This is a genomic window from Streptomyces sp. M41 (assembly GCF_043673425.1).
Taxonomy (GTDB): Bacteria; Actinomycetota; Actinomycetes; order Streptomycetales; family Streptomycetaceae; genus Streptomyces.
On the sequence record NZ_JBIMKE010000024.1, the window covers coordinates 1 to 18,908 of the forward strand.

At 71.8% G+C, this 18,908-nt stretch carries 17 protein-coding genes and 1 pseudogene; 13 read left to right on the forward strand and 5 right to left on the reverse strand.

Features of this window, described 5'->3' with window-relative positions; translation table 11 throughout:
- Positions 1-25: 25 nt before the first annotated feature.
- The gene (locus tag ACHBTE_RS25760; RefSeq protein ID WP_394726455.1) at positions 26-439 is read right to left on the reverse strand and encodes a pyridoxamine 5'-phosphate oxidase family protein; all 414 of its coding nucleotides are present in this window, start codon (positions 437-439) and stop codon (positions 26-28) included.
- Between the two features lie 151 nt (positions 440-590).
- On the opposite strand from ACHBTE_RS25760, the gene clpB reads away from it, so the two are divergent.
- Positions 591-3,188 carry an ATP-dependent chaperone ClpB gene (gene clpB / locus ACHBTE_RS25765; RefSeq protein ID WP_394726456.1) on the forward strand — a complete coding sequence of 866 codons (2,598 nt, stop codon included), beginning with the start codon at positions 591-593 and terminating at the stop codon, positions 3,186-3,188.
- Positions 3,189-3,251: 63 nt separating this feature from the next.
- Here clpB and ACHBTE_RS25770 read toward each other — a convergent pair whose 3' ends face one another.
- The gene (locus ACHBTE_RS25770; protein WP_394726457.1) at positions 3,252-3,386 is read right to left on the reverse strand and encodes a hypothetical protein; all 135 of its coding nucleotides are present in this window, start codon (positions 3,384-3,386) and stop codon (positions 3,252-3,254) included.
- 146 nt (positions 3,387-3,532) lie between these two features.
- Between ACHBTE_RS25770 and ACHBTE_RS25775 the strand changes: the two genes are divergently transcribed.
- Positions 3,533-4,060: a YbjN domain-containing protein gene (locus tag ACHBTE_RS25775; protein WP_394726458.1), complete on the forward strand. Its 528-nt coding sequence runs from the start codon at positions 3,533-3,535 to the stop codon at positions 4,058-4,060.
- 154 nt (positions 4,061-4,214) lie between these two features.
- Here the strand turns inward: ACHBTE_RS25775 and ACHBTE_RS25780 are convergent.
- Positions 4,215-4,487, reverse strand: a pseudogene (locus tag ACHBTE_RS25780) (aminotransferase); the annotation flags it as partial.
- Positions 4,488-4,584: 97 nt separating this feature from the next.
- On the opposite strand from ACHBTE_RS25780, the gene ACHBTE_RS25785 reads away from it, so the two are divergent.
- Positions 4,585-5,139 (forward strand): Uma2 family endonuclease, encoded by a 555-nt coding sequence (locus tag ACHBTE_RS25785; protein WP_394726459.1) that lies wholly within the window; start codon positions 4,585-4,587, stop codon positions 5,137-5,139.
- Positions 5,140-5,191: 52 nt separating this feature from the next.
- On the opposite strand, the gene ACHBTE_RS25790 is transcribed toward ACHBTE_RS25785, so the two are convergent.
- On the reverse strand, positions 5,192-6,424 hold the full coding sequence (locus ACHBTE_RS25790; RefSeq protein ID WP_394726460.1) for a pyridoxal phosphate-dependent aminotransferase: 1,233 nt from the start codon (positions 6,422-6,424) through the stop codon (positions 5,192-5,194).
- 924 nt (positions 6,425-7,348) lie between these two features.
- Here ACHBTE_RS25790 and ACHBTE_RS25795 point away from each other — a divergent pair.
- From ACHBTE_RS25795 to kynU, 10 genes are all read left to right on the forward strand, one after another.
- Positions 7,349-7,924, forward strand: a complete 576-nt coding sequence (locus ACHBTE_RS25795) for a DUF2617 family protein (protein WP_394726461.1) — start codon at positions 7,349-7,351, stop codon at positions 7,922-7,924.
- Positions 7,925-8,006: 82 nt separating this feature from the next.
- Positions 8,007-9,650: a polyamine aminopropyltransferase gene (locus tag ACHBTE_RS25800; protein ID WP_394726462.1), complete on the forward strand. Its 1,644-nt coding sequence runs from the start codon at positions 8,007-8,009 to the stop codon at positions 9,648-9,650.
- A 113-nt stretch (positions 9,651-9,763) separates the two neighbouring features.
- Complete coding sequence (locus tag ACHBTE_RS25805) at positions 9,764-10,693, forward strand: SRPBCC domain-containing protein (protein WP_394726463.1); 930 nt, start codon at positions 9,764-9,766, stop codon at positions 10,691-10,693.
- A 154-nt stretch (positions 10,694-10,847) separates the two neighbouring features.
- Positions 10,848-11,645 carry an aldose 1-epimerase gene (locus ACHBTE_RS25810; RefSeq protein ID WP_394726464.1) on the forward strand — a complete coding sequence of 266 codons (798 nt, stop codon included), beginning with the start codon at positions 10,848-10,850 and terminating at the stop codon, positions 11,643-11,645.
- Between the two features lie 19 nt (positions 11,646-11,664).
- Positions 11,665-12,213: an orotate phosphoribosyltransferase gene (pyrE, locus tag ACHBTE_RS25815; protein ID WP_394726465.1), complete on the forward strand. Its 549-nt coding sequence runs from the start codon at positions 11,665-11,667 to the stop codon at positions 12,211-12,213.
- A 179-nt stretch (positions 12,214-12,392) separates the two neighbouring features.
- On the forward strand, positions 12,393-13,415 hold the full coding sequence (gene fbaA / locus ACHBTE_RS25820) for a class II fructose-bisphosphate aldolase (RefSeq protein WP_394726466.1): 1,023 nt from the start codon (positions 12,393-12,395) through the stop codon (positions 13,413-13,415).
- Positions 13,416-13,489: 74 nt separating this feature from the next.
- The gene (locus ACHBTE_RS25825) at positions 13,490-14,989 is read left to right on the forward strand and encodes an MFS transporter (protein WP_394726467.1); all 1,500 of its coding nucleotides are present in this window, start codon (positions 13,490-13,492) and stop codon (positions 14,987-14,989) included.
- Positions 14,990-15,297: 308 nt separating this feature from the next.
- Positions 15,298-15,711 (forward strand): DUF3151 domain-containing protein, encoded by a 414-nt coding sequence (locus tag ACHBTE_RS25830; RefSeq protein ID WP_394726468.1) that lies wholly within the window; start codon positions 15,298-15,300, stop codon positions 15,709-15,711.
- A gap of 155 nt (positions 15,712-15,866) precedes the next feature.
- Entirely contained in the window at positions 15,867-16,727 is an 861-nt protein-coding gene (locus ACHBTE_RS25835; RefSeq protein WP_394726469.1) for a tryptophan 2,3-dioxygenase family protein, read from the forward strand.
- 70 nt (positions 16,728-16,797) lie between these two features.
- Positions 16,798-17,970: a kynureninase gene (gene kynU / locus ACHBTE_RS25840; protein ID WP_394726576.1), complete on the forward strand. Its 1,173-nt coding sequence runs from the start codon at positions 16,798-16,800 to the stop codon at positions 17,968-17,970.
- A gap of 73 nt (positions 17,971-18,043) precedes the next feature.
- On the opposite strand, the gene ACHBTE_RS25845 is transcribed toward kynU, so the two are convergent.
- Positions 18,044-18,646, reverse strand: a complete 603-nt coding sequence (locus ACHBTE_RS25845; protein ID WP_394726470.1) for a TetR/AcrR family transcriptional regulator — start codon at positions 18,644-18,646, stop codon at positions 18,044-18,046.
- Between the last annotated feature and the right edge of the window lie 262 nt (positions 18,647-18,908).

Here is an 18,908-nt window from a genome sequence, read left to right on the forward strand (position 1 = left end):
CCCCCCCCCCCCCGCCGCACCGGGTTCACCCTTTGCCCATCGCCCGGCGCAACTCGATCTCGATCACCACCCGGTCGGGATTCGGCCGCGGGTCGCGCCCGTAGCGGACCGCGTACCGCCGCTCCGCCTCCGCGATCCGCTCCGGCTCGTTGCGGACCCGCGCCACGCCCTCCAGCGTGGCCCAGCGCCGTCCGTCCACCTGGCAGACGGCCACCCGCGCCCCGTCCGGGCCGGCGGACAGCACATGGCTCACCTTCCGGCTGGTCTTGCTCGCGATCACCCGAGCCAGACGCGCCTCCGGGTCGTATGTGACTCCGACGGGTACTACATGCGGGGTGCCGTCCGGACGAAGGGTCGTCAGGGTGCACAGGTGCTTCTCAAGCCAGAAGGCTAGGTACGGCGCGTCGGGCGCGCCGGGGTCCTGGGGGTGTGCGGCCATGGGCGGACCCTAAGCCCTGCCGGGCCCCGGCACATCTCCCGCCGGTATCCCGATCGGACCTCGAGACACCTTGAGCGGAATAGACTCAACTTTGTGTACGCTGACTCAGTCAGTACTGGGAGACGCTGACGCCAGGAGGAGAAGGGGACACGTGGACGCCGAGCTGACCAACAGGAGCCGGGACGCCATCAACGCGGCCGGCAACCGGGCCGTGACCGAGGGGCACCCGGACCTCACCCCCGCCCACCTGCTTCTGGCTCTGCTCCAGGGGCAGGACAACGAGAACATCATCGACCTGCTGGCCGCCGTCGACGCCGACCAGGCGGCCGTACGGGCGGGCGCGGAGAAGGCGCTCGCCGCGCTGCCCAGCGTGACCGGGTCCACCGTCGCGCCCCCGCAGCCCAACCGTGAGCTGCTCGCCGTCATCGCGGACGCCCAGGCGCGGGCCAAGGACCTCGGCGACGACTATCTCTCCACCGAGCACCTGCTCATCGGCATCGCCGCCAAGGGCGGCCAGGCGGGTGACGTGCTCACCCGGCAGGGCGCCGGTGCGAAGAAGCTGCTGGACGCCTTCCAGAAGGCGCGCGGCGGGCGCCGGGTCACCACCGCCGACCCCGAGGGGCAGTACAAGGCGCTGGAGAAGTTCGGTACCGACTTCACGGCCGCGGCCCGGGAGGGCAAGCTCGATCCCGTCATCGGGCGGGACCAGGAGATCCGGCGCGTGGTGCAGGTGCTGTCGCGCCGGACCAAGAACAACCCCGTGCTCATCGGTGAACCCGGCGTCGGCAAGACCGCCGTCGTCGAAGGGCTCGCCCAGCGGATCGTCAAGGGGGACGTGCCGGAGTCGCTGAAGGACAAGCGGCTCGTCGCGCTCGACCTCGGTGCGATGGTCGCCGGGGCCAAGTACCGCGGTGAGTTCGAGGAGCGGCTGAAGACGGTGCTCGCGGAGATCAAGGACTCCGACGGGCAGATCATCACCTTCATCGACGAGCTGCACACCGTCGTCGGGGCCGGCGCCGGCGGGGACTCCGCCATGGACGCCGGCAACATGCTCAAGCCCATGCTCGCCCGCGGTGAGCTGCGCATGGTGGGCGCGACCACCCTGGACGAGTACCGCGAGCGGATCGAGAAGGACCCCGCCCTGGAGCGGCGCTTCCAGCAGGTGCTGGTCGCCGAGCCTACCGTCGAGGACACCATCGCCATCCTGCGCGGGCTCAAGGGGCGCTACGAGGCCCACCACAAGGTCCAGATCGCCGACAGCGCGCTGGTCGCCGCGGCCACCCTCTCCGACCGCTACATCACCTCCCGCTTCCTGCCCGACAAGGCCATCGACCTCGTCGACGAGGCCGCCTCCCGGCTCCGGATGGAGATCGACTCCTCCCCCGTCGAGATCGACGAGCTCCAGCGGTCCGTGGACCGGCTGAAGATGGAGGAGCTGGCCCTCAGCAAGGAGACCGACGCGGCCTCCCTCGAACGCCTGGAGCGGCTGCGCCGCGACCTCGCCGACAAGGAGGAGGAGCTGCGGGGCCTGACCGCCCGCTGGGAGAAGGAGAAGCAGTCCCTCAACCGCGTCGGCGAGCTGAAGGAACGGCTCGACGAGGCGCGCGGACAGGCCGAACGCGCCCAGCGCGACGGCGACTTCGACTCCGCCAGCAAGCTCCTCTACGGCGAGATCCCGGCCCTGGAGCGGGACCTGGAGGCCGCCTCGCAGGCCGAGGAGGAGGCCGCCAAGTCCACGATGGTCAAGGAGGAGGTCGGCTCGGACGACATCGCCGACACCGTGGCCGCCTGGACCGGCATCCCGGCCGGCCGTCTCCTCGAAGGCGAGACGCAGAAGCTGCTGCGCATGGAGGACGAGCTGGGCAAGCGGCTGATCGGCCAGACGGAGGCGGTGCAGGCCGTGTCCGACGCCGTACGCCGCACCCGCGCCGGCATCGCCGACCCGGACCGCCCGACCGGCTCGTTCCTCTTCCTCGGCCCCACCGGCGTCGGCAAGACCGAACTCGCCAAGGCCCTCGCCGACTTCCTCTTCGACGACGAGCGGGCGATGGTCCGCATCGACATGTCCGAGTACGGCGAGAAGCACAGCGTGGCCCGGCTGGTCGGCGCGCCTCCCGGGTACGTCGGCTACGAGGAGGGCGGCCAGCTGACCGAGGCGGTGCGCAGGCGGCCGTACAGCGTGGTGCTGCTCGACGAGGTGGAGAAGGCGCACCCGGAGGTCTTCGACATCCTGCTGCAGGTGCTGGACGACGGGCGGCTGACGGACGGTCAGGGGCGGACGGTCGACTTCCGCAACGCGATCCTGGTGCTCACGTCGAACCTCGGCAGTCAGTACCTGGTCGACCCGGTCACCAGCGAGGAGGAGAAGAGGGAGCAGGTGCTGGAGGTGGTCCGCACCTCCTTCAAGCCCGAGTTCCTCAACCGGCTCGACGACCTGGTGGTCTTCTCGGCCCTGACGAAGGACGAGCTGAGCCGTATCGCCCGCCTCCAGATCGACCGGCTCGCCCGGCGGCTCGCGGAACGCCGGCTCACCCTGGAGATCACCGACGAGGCGCTGGCCTGGCTCGCCGACGAGGGCATGGACCCGGCCTACGGCGCCCGCCCGCTGCGCCGCCTCGTCCAGACCGCCATCGGCGACCGCCTCGCCAAGGAGATCCTCTCCGGCGAGGTCAAGGACGGCGACACGGTCCGGGTCGACGCGTTCGAGGACGGTCTGATCGTCGGACCGGCGACCGGCAAGACGCTGTAGCCGCCGCTGCCCGGCCGGCAACCGCTGTCGCGGGAGGCCCGCCACCCATCGGTGGCGGGCCTGTCAGTTCTGGAGCCGGTCGAACGGCATGCTGTCGGCCAGCAGCGTGATCACCACCGCCATGAACCAGAGGGCGACCACCAGACACGCCAGCCACAGCCCCCACAGCAGCCACCGCAGCTCTCTCCTCATCCGCATGCCGCGATCATGCCGTCCGCCGGCCGGGGCCCGTCACCCGCGTGGCCCGGGATCAGTCAGCTGACGGCTGACAGGCCCCGTCGGGCTTGCCACCCCCCTCCCCGGATGAGGGAGGATGGCGGGATCCGTACGAAGGGAAAATCACGGTGAGCATCGACCCGTCCTCGATTCCGAACTTCGGGGGCCAGCAGCCGCAGCCCGGGCCTCCGCCCGGCCCCGTAATCCCGGATCAGGACCTCGTGAAGCAGCTCCTCGACCAGATGGAGCTGAAGTACGTCGTCGACGACGAGGGTGACCTCGCGGCGCCGTGGGAGCAGTTCCGTACGTACTTCATGTTCCGCGGCGAGGGTGACCAGCAGGTCTTCTCGGTGCGGACGTTCTACGACCGGCCCCACAAGATCGACGAGAAGCCGCAGCTCCTCGAGTCGATCGACGACTGGAACCGCCGGACGCTGTGGCCCAAGGTCTACAGCCACACGCACGACGACGGCACCGTCCGCCTGATCGGCGAGGCGCAGATGCTGATCGGCACCGGCGTCAGCCTGGAGCACTTCGTCTCGTCGACGGTCAGCTGGGTGCGGGCCGCCATCGAGTTCGACAAGTGGCTCGTCGAGCAGCTCGGCCTCGAGCAGGAGATCAACGACGCGGAGAAGCCCGAGGGCGACGAGGAGTAGCCCCCGGCGGAGCCCGGCCAGGGCACCGGCCCGCACCGGGCCGGGTGCCGGGCCGGGCTCGCGCTTTTCCCAGCGCCCGGCCCGCGCTTTTCCCAGCGCCCGACCCGCGCTTTTCCCGGGGCCCGCCCCGCCTCGTGAGGCCCTGGCGCCCGCCTCAGCCCGCCAGGGCCTTCAGTCGCTGCGCCGCGTCCTGGAGGACCTCGGTCCGCTTGCAGAAGGCGAACCGTACGAAGGGCGCCCCCGCGTCCCGGTGGTCGTAGAAGACCGCGTTCGGGATGGCGACCACCCCGGCCCGCTCCGGCAGCGCGCGGCAGAAGGCGAAACCGTCCGTCTCGCCGAGGGGCCGGATGTCGGTGGTGATGAAGTACGTGCCGGCGGTCCGGAACACCTCGAAGCCCGCGTCCGCGAGCCCCGCCGCCAGCAGATCGCACAGCCTGTCCCGACCGGTCTGCCGACCGTACCGACGGGCTCGGTGACGCGGCACTGTCCGTCCTATCCTGACCACACACGGGAAGGAGCCGTCCATGAGCGTCGACGCGATCGTGCACACCGAGTTCCCCAAGGGGTACACGGTCCTGTTCGGGGCCGACGGAAAGGTGATCATGACCCCGCAGAGCGAAGAGCACTCCAGCACCATCAGGTCGATGCAGATCGACTCCGCTCTCGCCCTCGGTCGTCACGCGAAGGTCACCTCCGGTGTCTACATCGACTTCCCCGCCGTCGAGAACTCCGCCCCCGACCTCGCGATCCTGCGCGAGGATGCACGCAAGGAAGGCAAGCGCTACAGCTTCGAGGACGTCCTGCTGATCTCCGAGGTCGTCTCGGCCTCTTCCGCACGCAAGGACTACGACGACTGCACCGCCAAGTACGGCCGCTATGGAATCCCGATCTACCTGGTGGTGGACCCCTACGCCCAGGAAGTCGTCCTTCACACCCAGCCGACCGCCACCGGCTACATCGCCGCACACACCCACAAGTACGGCACGGGCAAGCTGCCCATCCCCCTGGCCGACGGCCGCACCTTCACCCTCGATCTCGACGAACTCCCGCGTCCGGAACCCGAGGTGGACGCCCGCTGACGAGGGACTCCCGGCCGGGTAGCCGGCACAGACGCTGGTACGCCTGTAACCGTCAGGTGGCCAGCGTCTTGAGTCGGGAGGCCGCCTCCTCCAGCACACCTTTGCGCTTGCAGAAGGCGAACCGTACGAAGGGCGCCCCCGCGTCCCGGTGGTCGTAGAAGACCGCGTTCGGGATGGCGACCACCCCGGCCCGCTCCGGCAGCGCGCGGCAGAAGGCGAAACCGTCCGTCTCGCCGAGGGGCCGGATGTCGGTGGTGATGAAGTACGTGCCGGCGGTCCGGAACACCTCGAAGCCCGCGTCCGCGAGCCCCGCCGCCAGCAGATCCCGCTTGGCCCGCATGTCGTCGCGGAAGGCCGTGAAGTAGCCGTCGGGCAGCGCGAGCGCCTCGGCGACCGCGTACTGGAACGGCCCCGACGAGACGTACGTCAGGAACTGCTTCGCCGCGCGCACCGCCGCCACCAGGCCGGGCGCGGCCGTGATCCAGCCGACCTTCCAGCCGGTGAAGGAGAACGTCTTGCCGGCCGACCCGATGGTCACCGTCCGCTCCCGCATCCCCGGGAACGTGGCGAGCGGCAGGTGCTCGGCGTCGTCGAAGACCAGGTGCTCGTACACCTCGTCCGTCACCACCAGCAGATCCCGCTCCACCGCCAGCTCGGCGATCGCGGCCAGCTCCGCCCGGGTGAGGACCGTGCCGGTGGGGTTGTGCGGGGTGTTGATCAGCAGCAGGCGGGTGCGGTCCGTCACGGCGTCGCGCAGCTCGTCCAGGTCGAGCCGGAAGCGCCGCTCCGCGCCCGTGCCGCCCGCCTCGCCCGCCTCACCCGCTCCCGCGTCCGGCCGCAGGGTGACCGGCACCCGCCGGCCGCCCGCCATGGCGATGCAGGCCGCGTAGGAGTCGTAGTACGGCTCGAGCGCGACGACCTCGTCGCCGGGCTCCAGCAGTGCGAGCAGCGCCGCCGCGATGGCCTCGGTGGCGCCCGCGGTGACCAGGACCTCGGAGTCGGGGTCGTACGACAGGCCGTAGCGCCGCTCCTGGTGCGCGGTGATCGCGGCGCGCAGCTCGGGGACGCCCGGGCCCGGCGGATACTGGTTGCCGCGGCCCTCCCGCAGCGCGCGTACGGCCGCCTCGCGGACCTCTTCGGGGCCGTCGGTGTCGGGGAAGCCCTGTCCGAGGTTGATGGACCCGGTCCGCAGGGCCAGCGCGGACATCTCCGCGAAGATCGTCGTCCCGAAGCCGGCGAGCCGGCGGTTGAGCAGGGGGCGGGTGCTGGAGGTCATGCCGGTCATCCTCCGCCCAAGCTCCGACGTTCCTCAACCGATACCGAAGTGCATGCCGAAACTCATGCCGAACGCACGTCGAACGCCCGCCGGGCCGAACCCGAGGAGTGGTCGGGCACCTGTGCCGGCAGAACCCTCTGAAGTTCCTCAACTCCGCTTTGGGCCGTGACGCGGCCGGGCATCTCCCTGCCACGCACCGAGCGGAGGCGCCCACGGGGGGACGCCTCGGTCCGTCTCGGGGGAACGGAAGGAGGCTGACGCCATGGGTACAGGCATTGTGGTGGCGCTGGTCGCAGTGGTGTTCGTCGTGATCTTCGTGTCCATCGCGCGCAACAGCGGACGGCCCGCTCACCGCTCGCACAACCGCAGGGGGCGGTCGCACGACAGCGGGAGCAGCGGCAACAGCTGGTGGGCGGGCGGCGGAGCCAGCAGCTCTTCCTGCGGTAGCAGCTCCTCTTGCGGAAGCAGCTCCTCCTGCGGCGGAAGCAGCTCGTCCTGCGGAGGAGGAGGCGGATGCGGTGGCGGAGGCAGCTGACACGGGGCAGCTGAGCTCCCCCAGCAGGGGGAACCGCATCCGTACGAGTGGGGCCGGTGCCTGGACCGGCCCCGCTTTGCCGTTCCGGTACGGTACGGCTCCCGGTGCCCCCGGTGGTGCCCCGGCGCACGCCTCACCCGGGTCGGCGTACGCCGGAGTTGAACAGTTGAGCTGATAAGCCCTCTGAGGGATGGAAACCCCACGAACTTGGGTAAAAACGCTGTGGTGGCGCCACAGTTCATGATTCCCTGAAAATCACCGACGCAGCCCCTCGGACGTCCCGCGGACACTCCTTCTGACCGGCCGACTGGGCTGACCGGGCCGAGCTGACGGTGTCGGCCGGGAAACGCCGGAGCCCGACACCTCCCCTTTTCTTTGTGTGCTTGCGGAGCCGATCCATGCTCACGACCCTGAACACCGCCTACACCGACACGCGCGCGGCCGATCTCGCCTGGGCACTCGGGCGCGAGCCGCTGCCCGCGCTCGCCACGCTGGACCTCGAACTGACCGGTGCGAAGCTCCAGTTGCGCCTGCTCGGCGCGTCCCACCAGGTGCTCGTGGAGCAGGAGCGCGGCGACTGCTCGGAGACGGTGGCCTGTATCCGCGGCAGCAGCACACCCCTCCCGCTCGGCGTCGCCAAGCGGGCCGGCGACTGGGAGTACGAGTTCGCGGCCCGGGTGGAGATTCTGTCGCCCGGTCAGTTCGCGGGCCGGGCACAGGAGTTGCTGGCCCTGGTCGCCGACCATCCGCACGGCCTCGCCGGGGTGTTCCCCGGCAGCCCGCACGCCTTCACCGCCATGCTGGCCCAGCACCACGAGGGGCAGGTCCACTGGCGGACCTGGCACGCCTACCCGCAGGACGGGCAGTTGGTGGCGACCAGATCCAGAGTGGGGGTGCGCGCGGGCGCGGGTGGTTCCCGGCGCCGGCCGGCCGCGTCCGGCCCGTCCGCGGGCCCCCGCACCAGGGGAGTCTGAGGCCGGATCCAAACGTCCGCCGCCCCAACTCCACACGTGTGGGTGACGAAGCGTGCCGCAGGCGTAACGTACCGTCGGCAGCGTGATCGAACCGCAGGCCCCCGCCCCACCCGGCCCAGCGGCGCACCGGGGCGGCTGCGCGCGGCTTCCGGTCCGCCCGGCGACCGGGCGGTTCCTGGTCCTCGCGGGCGTCTTCGTCTGCGCCGCCTGCGGACTCGTGTACGAACTCGAACTCGTCGCCCTCGCCTCCTACTTGATCGGCGACTCGGTCACCCAGGCATCCGTCGTCCTGTCCGTCATGGTCTTCGCGATGGGCATCGGCTCACTCGTCGCCAAGCGGCTGCGTCCGCTCGCCGCGGCCGGCTTCGGCGCCATCGAGGCCGTACTCGCCCTCGTGGGCGGCTCCAGCGCGCTCGCCCTGTACGCCGTCTTCGCCTGGACCGGCGACTGGGGCGGCCTGTGGGCCCACGGGCCCAGCTGCCTCCTCGTCGCCTTCTCCCTCACCATCGGCCTGCTGATCGGCGCCGAAGTACCCCTGCTGATGGAGCTGATCCAGCGCATCCGACGCCAGGACGCGGGCGGCGCGGTCGCGGACCTGTTCGCCGCGGACTACGTCGGCGCGCTCGTCGGCGGCCTCGCCTTTCCCTTTCTCCTCCTGCCCCTGCTGGGCCAGTTGACCGCCGCCCTGATCACCGGCGCCGTCAACGCCGTCGTGGGCGGCGCGCTCGTCCTCGGCCTGTTCCGGCGGGACCTCACCCGCCGCGCCCGCTGGCTGCTGGTCGTCGCCAACCTCACGGTGCTCGGCCTCCTCGCCTCGGCCGCCGTACTCGTCGACGACTTCGAACGAGCGGCTCGGCACGCGGTGTACGGGCGGGACGTGCGGGTGGCGCTCCAGACCGAGATCCAGGAGGTCGTCATCACCGGCGGCACCCAGGGCCGCCCCCTGAACCTCTTCCTCGACGGCCGCCTGCGGGTCAGCGGCAGCGACGAGCGCCGCTACCACGAGGCCCTGGTCCACCCCGCGATGACCGGCGAGCACCGCCGGGTACTGATCCTCGGCGGCGGGGACGGGCTGGCCGCGCGCGAGGTGCTGCGCCACCCGGGGGTGCGCCGGGTCGACGTCGCCGAAGCCGACCCCGAGGTCGTGCGCCTGGCCCGCCAGGACCCCGCGCTGTCCGACCTCAACGACCATGCGTATGACGACGCCCGCGTCCATGTCATGACGGGCGACGCCTTCCGCCTGCTGCGGGCGGCGCCGCCCGCGACGTACGACGTCGTGATCTCCAATCTGCCCGACCCCGGCATCACCGACAGCACCATGCTGTACTCGCAGGAGTTCTACGGCCTCGTCCGCCGTGCCCTGACCCCGCACGGCCGCCTCGCGGTCCACGCCGGGCCGGTCTCCTCCCGCCCCCGGGTCTTCTGGACCGTCGAGACCACACTGCGCGCGGCGGGCCTGCGCACCACCGCCTACGGCGTCACCGGCCGTGCCTCCGCCTTCACCCCCGGCCCCGACCGCTCGGCGGGCCCGGCACGAGCCCCGCACGACTGGGGGTTCGTCCTGGCCGGCCACGGCCGACGGCCCGCGCTGCGACTGCCCGCGGGAGTGGGGGCGCCGCGGATGGAGACGTTGACGCGGGAAGGGCTTGCGGCCGGGGCGCGGGGTGTGGAGGGGATGCGGGTCGGGGGGCTGGGGGCGTCGACGTTGGTGGATCCGCGGTATTGAGGGCCGGGTAGGGCTGCTTGGGCCGGTGGGGTCGCTCGGTCCGGTCCGGTCGGCGGTGAGAATCCGCGGATGTGCGGGTGCGGTTCACGCCATGCTGGGTAGGCTCGCTCAGCATGGAGCATGAGGTGTTCGTTCCGGTCGAGGCCGAGCGGCTCAGGGCGGTGCTGGCCGATCCCGTCCGGGTGGCCCGGGCGGTTCCCGGTCTCCAGCAGGACGCGGGGGCCGAGCCCGTCGCCGGGCGCCTGAAGGTGCGGGTCGGCGGTCACACCATCACGTATCGGGGCGCTGTGCGGATCGCCGCGCTCGACGACGGTTCCTACGCCGCCGAGGGCGACGCCACGGAGGCACGGGGCACCGGTGCCGTGAAGCTCGCGCTGACCGTACGAGTGGCGGAGGCCGAGGGCGGCGCCACGGTGCGGTTCGCGGGGACCGCTTCGGCGGACGGGCGGATCGCGGAGTTTCCGGCTCAGACGGTCGAGTCGGCCGCCGTACGGCTGCTGAACCGTTTCGGTGAGCAGTTGGGGACGGTGGCGACGGAGACCGGGGCGGACACCGAACACGCCGGGGACGCCGAAGGCTCCGAAGACGCCGGGGACGGGGTGGAGGAGTTGGCTCCCGGGGAGTTCGAGACCCGGGTCACCAGCGACTTCGAGACGACGCCGGACGCCGAGGATGCCGCGGTGCCGGGGCCGGATGCCGCCGATCCGGGGGCGGCGGAGGGCGAGGAGCGGGCCTCCGTCTTCGACGCCGAGGTTCCGCCGCCGTCGCTGGACCCGGAAGCCGACGAGGAACGCGGCGACAGCGGTGCCGAAGCCGACGCGGGGGAGGAACCCGCCGTCGCGGAGGCGGCGCACGCCCGGCGGACGATGATCGGGCGCAGCGCGGAGGAAGTGGACCATGCGCCGCCGCGGGGCAGGTACGCGCCGGTGCCCGCGCCGCAGACGGTCACGCCGGGATCCACGCTGCGGTGGGCGGCGCCGGCCGCCGCGGTGGTGCTGGCGTCGGCGATCGTGGTGGGACGGATGCTGCGGCGACGGCGTTGAGCCCGTCGAGCCGTTCGCAGCCGTCGACCCCGTCGACCCCGTCGACCCCGTCGAGACGTTCGACCGCATCGATCCCGTCGACCCCATCGAACCGTTCGAGCCAGGCAAGGGGCATGCGCTGCTGGGAGCTTGATCGTCCCAGTAGGGTCGTACCGTGAGCAACGAACACATCACTCTGACCGCGGGCGACGCGGAAGTGGACGTCCAGCCGGGGAACGGCGGACGGGTCGGGGGACTGCGCGTCGGGGGGACCGAGTTGCTCCGTCAGGGGGAGCGGTTCGGGTGCTTCCCGATGGTTCCCTGGTGCGGGCGGATCCGGGACGGCCGTTTCCTCGACGGTGCCGTCGTCCGCCAGATGCCGCTCAACGCCCCGCCGCACGCGATCCACGGCACCGCCCGCGACGGCGACTGGAAGGTCGCCCGCGTCGCCGGGGACGAGGCCGTCATCACGTACGACCTGGTCGAGCCGTGGCCCTACCCCGGCCGGGTCACCCATGTCATCGCGCTCACCCCGGACAGCCTCAGCCTCACCATGTCGGTCGAGACGTACGAGACGTCCTTCCCGGCCCAGATCGGCTGGCACCCCTGGTTCAACCGCAACCTCGGCGGCGACGGCGCCGAGGACGTCCGGCTCGACTTCGACCCGGCCTGGCAGGAGGAGCGCGGCGACGACCACCTTCCCACCGGCAACCGGATCGCCCCCCTGCCCGGCCCCTGGGACGACTGCTTCGGGATGCCCGGGGGCGTCGATGTCACGCTCACCTGGCCGGGGCAGCTGGAGCTGAAGGTGGCCGGCCGGGAGGAGTGGGTCGTCGTGTACGACGAGCAGGAGGCCGCCGTCTGCGTCGAACCGCAGACCGGGCCGCCCAACGGGCTGAACACCCTGCCCCGGCTGGTCACGCCGCTGGAGCCGCTGGAGGCCACGACCACCTGGAGCTGGCGCGTCCTGTGAGCTGTCTAAGCTGACAGGCATGAGTGACGTACGTGGCGAGCTGCTGCAGCAGATCAAGGACAAGGCCGTGGTGCACGGCAAGGTGACCCTGTCGTCGGGTCTGGAAGCCGACTACTACGTCGACCTGCGGCGCATCACCCTCGACGGCGAGGCCGCCCCGCTGGTCGGACAGGTGCTGCTCGACCTGACCGCCGAGCTGGAGTTCGACGCGGTGGGCGGGCTCACCATGGGCGCCGACCCCGTCGCCGCCGCCATGCTGCACGCCGCCGCCGCGCGCGGGAAGCGCCTGGACGCCTTCGTCGTCCGCAAGGCCGCCAAGGCGCACGGGCTCCAGCGCCGGGTCGAGGGTCCGGGCATCGCCGGACGGCGCGTGCTCGTCGTCGAGGACACCTCCACCACCGGTGGCTCCCCGCTCACCGCCGTCGAGGCCGTGCGCGAGGCGGGCGCCGAGGTCGTCGCCGTCGCGACCATCGTCGACCGCGCCACCGGCGCCGCCGAGAAGATCGAAGCGGGCGCGGGAGTGCCGTACCTGTTCGCGTACTCCAAGGACGAGCTCGGCCTCGACTGACACCGCCCTGGGCCGTCCGTCCGTCTCGGCTGGTGACAGGCTCTCGGAGCATCCCGGTTCGTCTGGGAAGATGGGGCCCGACGACGACGTCACACCCCCCAAGGTCTAGGTCAGGGCCGTAAGAAGAACGCCGTACGCAGTTACGTAGTACGTCAACCGCACACTCAAGGAGCGGACAGATGCCCATCGCAACCCCCGAGGTCTACAACGAGATGCTCGACCGGGCGAAGGCAGGCAAGTTCGCCTACCCGGCCATCAACGTGACCTCCTCCCAGACCCTGCACGCGGCCCTGCGCGGCTTCGCGGAGGCGGAGAGCGACGGCATCATCCAGATCTCCACGGGTGGCGCCGAGTTCCTGGGCGGTCAGCACAGCAAGGACATGGTCACCGGCGCCGTCGCCCTGGCCGAGTTCGCGCACATCGTCGCCAAGAAGTACGACGTCACCGTCGCCCTGCACACCGACCACTGCCCGAAGGACAAGCTCGACGGGTACGTACGCCCGCTGCTCGCCGTCTCCGAGGAGCGGGTCGCGCGCGGTGAGAACCCGCTCTTCCAGTCGCACATGTGGGACGGCTCGGCCGAGACCCTCGCCGACAACCTCTCCATCGCGCAGGAGCTGCTGGAGCGCGCCCGCCTCGCGAAGATCATCCTCGAGGTCGAGATCACCCCGACCGGCGGCGAGGAGGACGGCGTCTCGCACGAGATCAACGACTCCCTGTACACGACGGTCGACGACGCCATTCGTACGGCCGAGGCCCTGGGCCTCGGCGAGAAGGGCCGCTACCTGCTCGCCGCCTCCTTCGGCAACGTGCACGGCGTGTACAAGCCGGGCAACGTCGTGCTCCGTCCCGAGCTGCTGAAGGAGCTCAACGAGGGTGTCGCCGCCAAGTACGGCAAGGCGTCCCCGTTCGACTTCGTCTTCCACGGCGGCTCCGGCTCCTCCGCCGAGGAGATCGCGACCGCGCTGGACAACGGCGTCGTCAAGATGAACATCGACACCGACACCCAGTACGCCTTCACGCGTCCGGTCGCGGCCCACATGTTCCAGAACTACGACGGCGTCCTGAAGGTCGACGGCGAGGTCGGCAACAAGAAGACCTACGACCCGCGGACCTGGGGCAAGCTCGCCGAGGCGTCCATGGCCGCGCGCGTGGTCGAGGCCTGCTCGCACCTGCGCTCCGCCGGCACGAAGATCAAGTAGTTCCCGGGTTCCTTCCGGGGACTTGCGAGCCCGGCGCCTGCCCACGGCGCCGGGCTCGCTGTATACCTGGGGGCATGCCCGACGTCCGGCTGGCCTCACCGCAGGGCAAGTGGATCCTGCTCACCACCGTCCTCGGCTCCAGCATGGCGATGCTGGACTCGACCGTCGTCAACGTCGCCCTCCCGCGCATCGGCGAGGACCTCGACGCCGACCTGGCCGCGCTCCAGTGGACCGTCAACGCGTACATGCTCACGCTGGCCGGGCTGATCCTGCTCGGCGGCTCGCTGGGCGACCGGTACGGGCGACGCCGGATCTTCGTGGTCGGCGTGGTGTGGTTCGCCGTGGCCTCGCTGCTGTGCGGGATCGCCCCGAACGCCGGGGTGCTCATCGCGGCGCGAGCGCTGCAAGGGATCGGCGGAGCGCTGCTCACACCCGGCTCCCTCGCCCTGATCCAGGCGTCCTTCCACCCCGACGACCGGGCGCGGGCGGTCGGCCTGTGGTCGGGTTTCGGGGGCGTGGGCGCGGCGGTGGGCCCCTTCCTGGGCGGCTGGCTGGTGGACGGGCCGGGCTGGCGGTGGGTGTTCCTGCTCAACGTCCCACTGGCACTGGCGTGCGCGCCCATCGCCCTACGGCATGTCCCGGAGTCGGGCGGCGGCGGCACGCACGGCCGCTTCGACATGCTGGGCGCGGCCCTCGGCGCCCTGTCCCTCGCCCTGGTGACGTACGCGCTCATCGAGGCCCAGGAGGGCTCGGTGGTCGTCGCCGTCTCCGCGGCCGTCGGCGTCCTCGCGGGGGTCGCCTTCGTCTACGTCGAGAGGCGCCGCCCCGATCCGATGATGCCGCTCGGCATCTTCGCGTCCCGCCAGTTCACGGCGGTCAACCTCGTCACCCTGTGCGTGTACGCGGCCCTCGGCGGCTTCTTCTTCCTCGCCGCGCTCCAGCTCCAGGTGGTCTCCGGCTACTCGGCCCTGGGCGCCGGTACGGCCCTGCTCCCGACGACCGTCCTGATGCTGCTGCTCTCCGCCCGCTCCGGCGCGCTCGCCGACCGGATCGGCCCACGCATCCCGCTCACCGTCGGACCGCTGCTGTGCGCGGTCGGCATGCTGCTGATGCTGCGCGTCGGCGAGGACGCCTCCTACGTCGCCGACGTACTGCCCGCCGTGCTCGTCCTCGGCATCGGCCTGGTCACCCTCGTCGCCCCCCTCACCGCCACCGTCCTCGCCTCCGTCGACGTCGCCCGCGCGGGCCTGGCCAGCGGCATCAACAACGCGGCGGCCCGAGCGGCGGGCCTGATCGCGGTGGCCGCGCTGCCGCTGCTCGCCGGCATGGGGGAGGAGGCCTACCGCTCCCCGGACGCCTTCGACACGGCGTTCGGGCGAGCCATGCTGTGGTGCGCCGGCGCCCTGGTCGTCGGCGCCGCGATCGCCTTCGCGACGGTGCGCCCCCTGCCCCCGGACTGCCGCAAACCGGAATGCCTCCACCACGGCTCGATCAATTCGCCCCCGCTGGAGGGGGTGCGGAGCAAGCCCCGGTTGGCGGGGGAGGGGGAGCGGACGGGGGCGGGGGAGGGCTAGGGCCCTTCTGATGGATCTCCGCGGCGTCGCGACGCCCGGCACGCCCTCTCGCCGCACCGGACAAAAGCCCTAGTAGCTCCGCTATGAGGGCTTCCGCCCGGCACGCCGAGAGCACGCACCGAACGCCGCTCCTTCTCCCGCGGAGATCCATCAGAAGGGCCCTAGGCGCCGGTCCAGGCGTTTTCAGCCTGTCTGGGGGTGCCCCCTCGGGGGAGCTTGAGGGCGAGGCTCGTTCAGGGCCGAGAGCGGGGGGGCTGGGGCGGGGCCACGGCACCCACAGCCCCCGGCGATGGCTCACACTTGAACCCATGGCCATTCACGAAAACCTTCTCGGGGGCCCGCCCCCGACCCACCTCCCCGACGACCCCGGCCCGCGCGAGCTGCTCGCCGGCGGCACCGCCCCCGCGGATGTCGCCGCGAAGTACCCGACCTCCTCCCTGGCCTGGGCCCAGCTGGCCGACGAGGCGTTCGAGCGGGGCAGCGTCGTGGAGTCGTACGCCTACGCCCGTACGGGCTACCACCGGGGCCTGGACGCCCTGCGCCGCAACGGCTGGAAGGGCCACGGCCCCGTGCCCTGGGAGCACGAGCCGAACCGTGGCTTCCTGCGCGCCCTGCACGCCCTCGCCCGCGCCGCGGGGTCGATCGGTGAGCAGGAGGAGTACGAGCGCTGCTCGCAGTTCCTGAAGGACTCCTCGCCGACGGCGGCCCAGACCCTGGGCTAGCCGAACCGTCACGCACGGTGGCCCGCCCGGGCGGTGTGACCAGGGCGGGCCTTGCGATGTTTGGGGCGATCCCTGAGGATGCCGGGTGGGGACCGGGGCCCCTTTGCCGATAACGGCAGGGCGGACCGCTACCCGGAGTTACACAGGAGACAGCGATGTCCCAGCCGGCTCACCAGCCCACGGAGGCTTCCGCGGAGACTCAGGAGCCCGAGACCCCCAATCTCGACTTCGCAGGCACGACGCCGTACGAGGACTACGTCAAGGCGGACGTGCTCACCCATCTCCAGCACACCCTCTCCGACGACCCCGGAGAGATGGTCTTCCTGGTCACGACCCAGGTCATGGAGCTGTGGTTCACCGTCATCGTCCACGAGTGGGAGACCGCCGCGCACGCCCTGCGCGAGGACCGCCCGGACGTGGCGATCGACGCCCTGAAGCGTTCCGTACGGGAGCTGGAGGCCCTGAACGCCTCCTGGACGCCGCTCGGCCAGCTCACGCCGGCCCAGTTCAACTCGTACCGCAGCGCCCTCGGCGAGGGCTCCGGGTTCCAGTCGGCCATGTACCGCCGGATGGAGTTCCTGCTCGGCGACAAGTCCGCCTCCATGCTGGTCCCCCACCGCGGCGCACCTCGTGTCCACGCGGAACTGGAGAAGGCACTGCACGAGCCGAGCCTGTACGACGAGGTGCTGCGCTTCCTCGCCCGGCGCGGCTGCGCGATCCCCGAGTCGGTGCTGAAGCGGGACGTCTCGCGCCGGTACGAGCCGTCGGAGCCGGTCGAGGCCGCCTGGACCGCGATCTACTCCGGCGACCAGAACGCCGAGCTGACCCGGCTCGGCGAGGCGTTGACGGACGTCGCGGAACTGGTGTGGCGCTGGCGCAACGACCACCTGGTCGCCACCCGGCGCGCGATGGGCGCCAAGGCCGGCACGGGCGGTTCGGCCGGCGTGGCCTGGCTGGAGAAGCGGGCCCAGAAGAACGTGTTCCCGGAGCTGTGGACGGCGCGGTCCCATGTCTGAGCGGACCGAATTCGCCGCCGGGGCCGAGCACGCCGCCGAGCTGGACCTCGTCACCAAGGCCGAACTGGCCATGACGGCCGAGAAGCTGGACACGGCCGACGAACTCGCCGCCAAGCGCGCCGAGTTCGTGCTCGACGAGGTCGTCTACCTCGACGGCAACTCCCTGGGCGCGCTGCCCGCGAACGTGCCGGGGCGCGTCGAGGACGTCGTACGCCGGCAGTGGGGGCGGATGCGCATCCGCTCCTGGGACGAGAGCGGCTGGTGGACCGCGCCGGAGCGGATCGGCGACCGGATCGCCCCGTTGGTCGGTGCGGCGGCGGGCCAGATCGTGGTCGGCGACTCGACAAGTGTCAACGTATTCAAGGCACTTGTGGCCGCCGTGCGCATGGCCGGCCCGGACCGGGACGAGATCCTCGTCGACGCGACGACCTTCCCCACGGACGGGTACATCGCCGAGTCGGCGGCCCGGATGACCGGCCGTACGCTGCGGCCGGTGGCGCCGGGGGAGGTGGCGGGCGCGCTGAGCGGGCGTACGGCGGCCGTGCTGCTCAACCACGTCGACTACCGCACCGGCCGGCTGCACGACCTGCCGTCCCTCACCGCCGCCGTGCACGCGGCGGGTGCGATCGCGGTGTGGGACCTGTGCCACAGCGCAGGCGCCCTGCCCGTCGGACTCGACGAGCATGGGGTCGACCTGGCCGTGGGCTGCACGTACAAGTACTTGAACGGCGGGCCGGGTTCCCCGGCGTACCTGTATGTGCGCGGCGATCTCCAGGACCGCTTCGACTCACCGCTGCCCGGCTGGAACTCGCACGCCGACCCCTTTGGCATGCGCGGCGACTTCGAACCGGCGGCGGGCGCGCTGCGCGGACGCGTCGGCACGCCGGACATCCTGTCCATGCTCGCCCTGGAGGCCGCGCTGGACGTATGGGACGGCGTGTCGATCGAGGCGGTGCGGGCCAAGTCGCTGGCGCTGACGGACTTCTTCCTGGAGTGCGTCGGGGCCTACGTGGGAGAGGGACGCGTCGAGTCGCTGACCCCGGTGGCCCATGACGAACGCGGCAGCCAGGTGGCCCTGCGGTGCGAGAACGCCGGTGACGTCATGAAGCGGCTCATCGAGCGCGGGGTCGTGGGCGACTTCCGGCATCCCGATGTGCTGCGGTTCGGTTTCACGCCGCTGTACGTGGGGTTCGCGGAGGTGGAGCGGGCGGCTCGGGTGCTGGGGGCTGTGCTGCGCGGCTGAACCGGTGTGCGTCCGGTCGGTGTGCGCCTGACCGGCGAGCGTCTGACCGGTGTGCGTCCGGTGCCGGGTCCCGTCAGGTGACGTACACCCCTGCCACGGCAGCCGCGTGCGCGGCCCGCGCCGCGCGGTCCGCGGCGGGGGCGTCGGGGATAACCCCGGTGGTCAGCAGTTGGTAGTAGAGGGGCGCCGAGACCGCCCGTACGACGGCCTCGGCGTCCGTCCCGGCGGGCAACTCGCCGTCGGTGACGCCCTGTTCCACGCACGGCGCCCACTCCGCCACCCGCACTTCGTAGAAACGGCGGAGCGCGGTCGCCGTACGTTCGTCGCACGTCGCCGCGGCGATGACGGCGCGGAACAGGGCGCCCTGCCGGGGATCCGCCAACGTCCGCTGCACCAGCGCGGCGTTGGCGCGCAGATCCCCGAGCACCGTTCCGGTCTCCTTGCGTGGCAGCGACTGCTCGGCCATGTCGGCGAGCAGGTCGGCCACCAGGCCGGTCACCGAGCCCCACCGCCGGTACACGGTCGTCTTGCCGACCTCCGCGCGGCGGGCCACGTCCGCGAGGTCGAGGCCGTCGAACCCCTGCTCGGCCAGCACGTCTCCGGCCGCACGCAGCACGGCGGCACGGACACGCGCGGTGCGCCCTCCGGGACGTACGGTGCCGGGTTCGGCGGACATGTCGGCCTCCTGGTGCATGTGGGGTGCGGGTGCGGGTGCGCGGCTGGGGTGCGGGTTGCGGGTTGTGGGGCGTGTGGGGTTCGCGTGGGTGGGGGCGTGTGGGTGGAGCGTGGGTGGGGATGCGTGGGGCGCAGCGGGCCGTGCTGTCAGGGTAACGGAACGGCAGGACCGTTTGGCCCTCACCGAGCGTGACATCCCCGTGTCCGCCCTTGTCATCGGCCTGATACCGTCCCCGCCAACGGCCGACCCGCCACCTGGTCCG

Bases quoted from the DNA above. Each gene is read 5' to 3' on its own strand.
- ACHBTE_RS25760 (WP_394726455.1), bottom strand. From the start codon at position 439: ATGGCCGCACACCCCCAGGACCCCGGCGCGCCCGACGCGCCGTACCTA.
- ACHBTE_RS25770 (WP_394726457.1), bottom strand. From the start codon at position 3,386: ATGCGGATGAGGAGAGAGCTGCGGTGGCTGCTGTGGGGGCTGTGGCTG.
- ACHBTE_RS25785 (WP_394726459.1), top strand. From the start codon at position 4,585: ATGAGCGTCGACGCGATCGTGCACACCGAGTTCCCCAAGGGGTACACG.
- ACHBTE_RS25790 (WP_394726460.1), bottom strand. From the start codon at position 6,424: ATGACCGGCATGACCTCCAGCACCCGCCCCCTGCTCAACCGCCGGCTC.
- ACHBTE_RS25795 (WP_394726461.1), top strand. From the start codon at position 7,349: ATGCTCACGACCCTGAACACCGCCTACACCGACACGCGCGCGGCCGAT.
- ACHBTE_RS25805 (WP_394726463.1), top strand. From the start codon at position 9,764: ATGGAGCATGAGGTGTTCGTTCCGGTCGAGGCCGAGCGGCTCAGGGCG.
- pyrE (WP_394726465.1), top strand. From the start codon at position 11,665: ATGAGTGACGTACGTGGCGAGCTGCTGCAGCAGATCAAGGACAAGGCC.
- fbaA (WP_394726466.1), top strand. From the start codon at position 12,393: ATGCCCATCGCAACCCCCGAGGTCTACAACGAGATGCTCGACCGGGCG.
- ACHBTE_RS25825 (WP_394726467.1), top strand. From the start codon at position 13,490: ATGCCCGACGTCCGGCTGGCCTCACCGCAGGGCAAGTGGATCCTGCTC.
- ACHBTE_RS25830 (WP_394726468.1), top strand. From the start codon at position 15,298: ATGGCCATTCACGAAAACCTTCTCGGGGGCCCGCCCCCGACCCACCTC.
- ACHBTE_RS25835 (WP_394726469.1), top strand. From the start codon at position 15,867: ATGTCCCAGCCGGCTCACCAGCCCACGGAGGCTTCCGCGGAGACTCAG.
- kynU (WP_394726576.1), top strand. From the start codon at position 16,798: ATGACGGCCGAGAAGCTGGACACGGCCGACGAACTCGCCGCCAAGCGC.
- ACHBTE_RS25845 (WP_394726470.1), bottom strand. From the start codon at position 18,646: ATGTCCGCCGAACCCGGCACCGTACGTCCCGGAGGGCGCACCGCGCGT.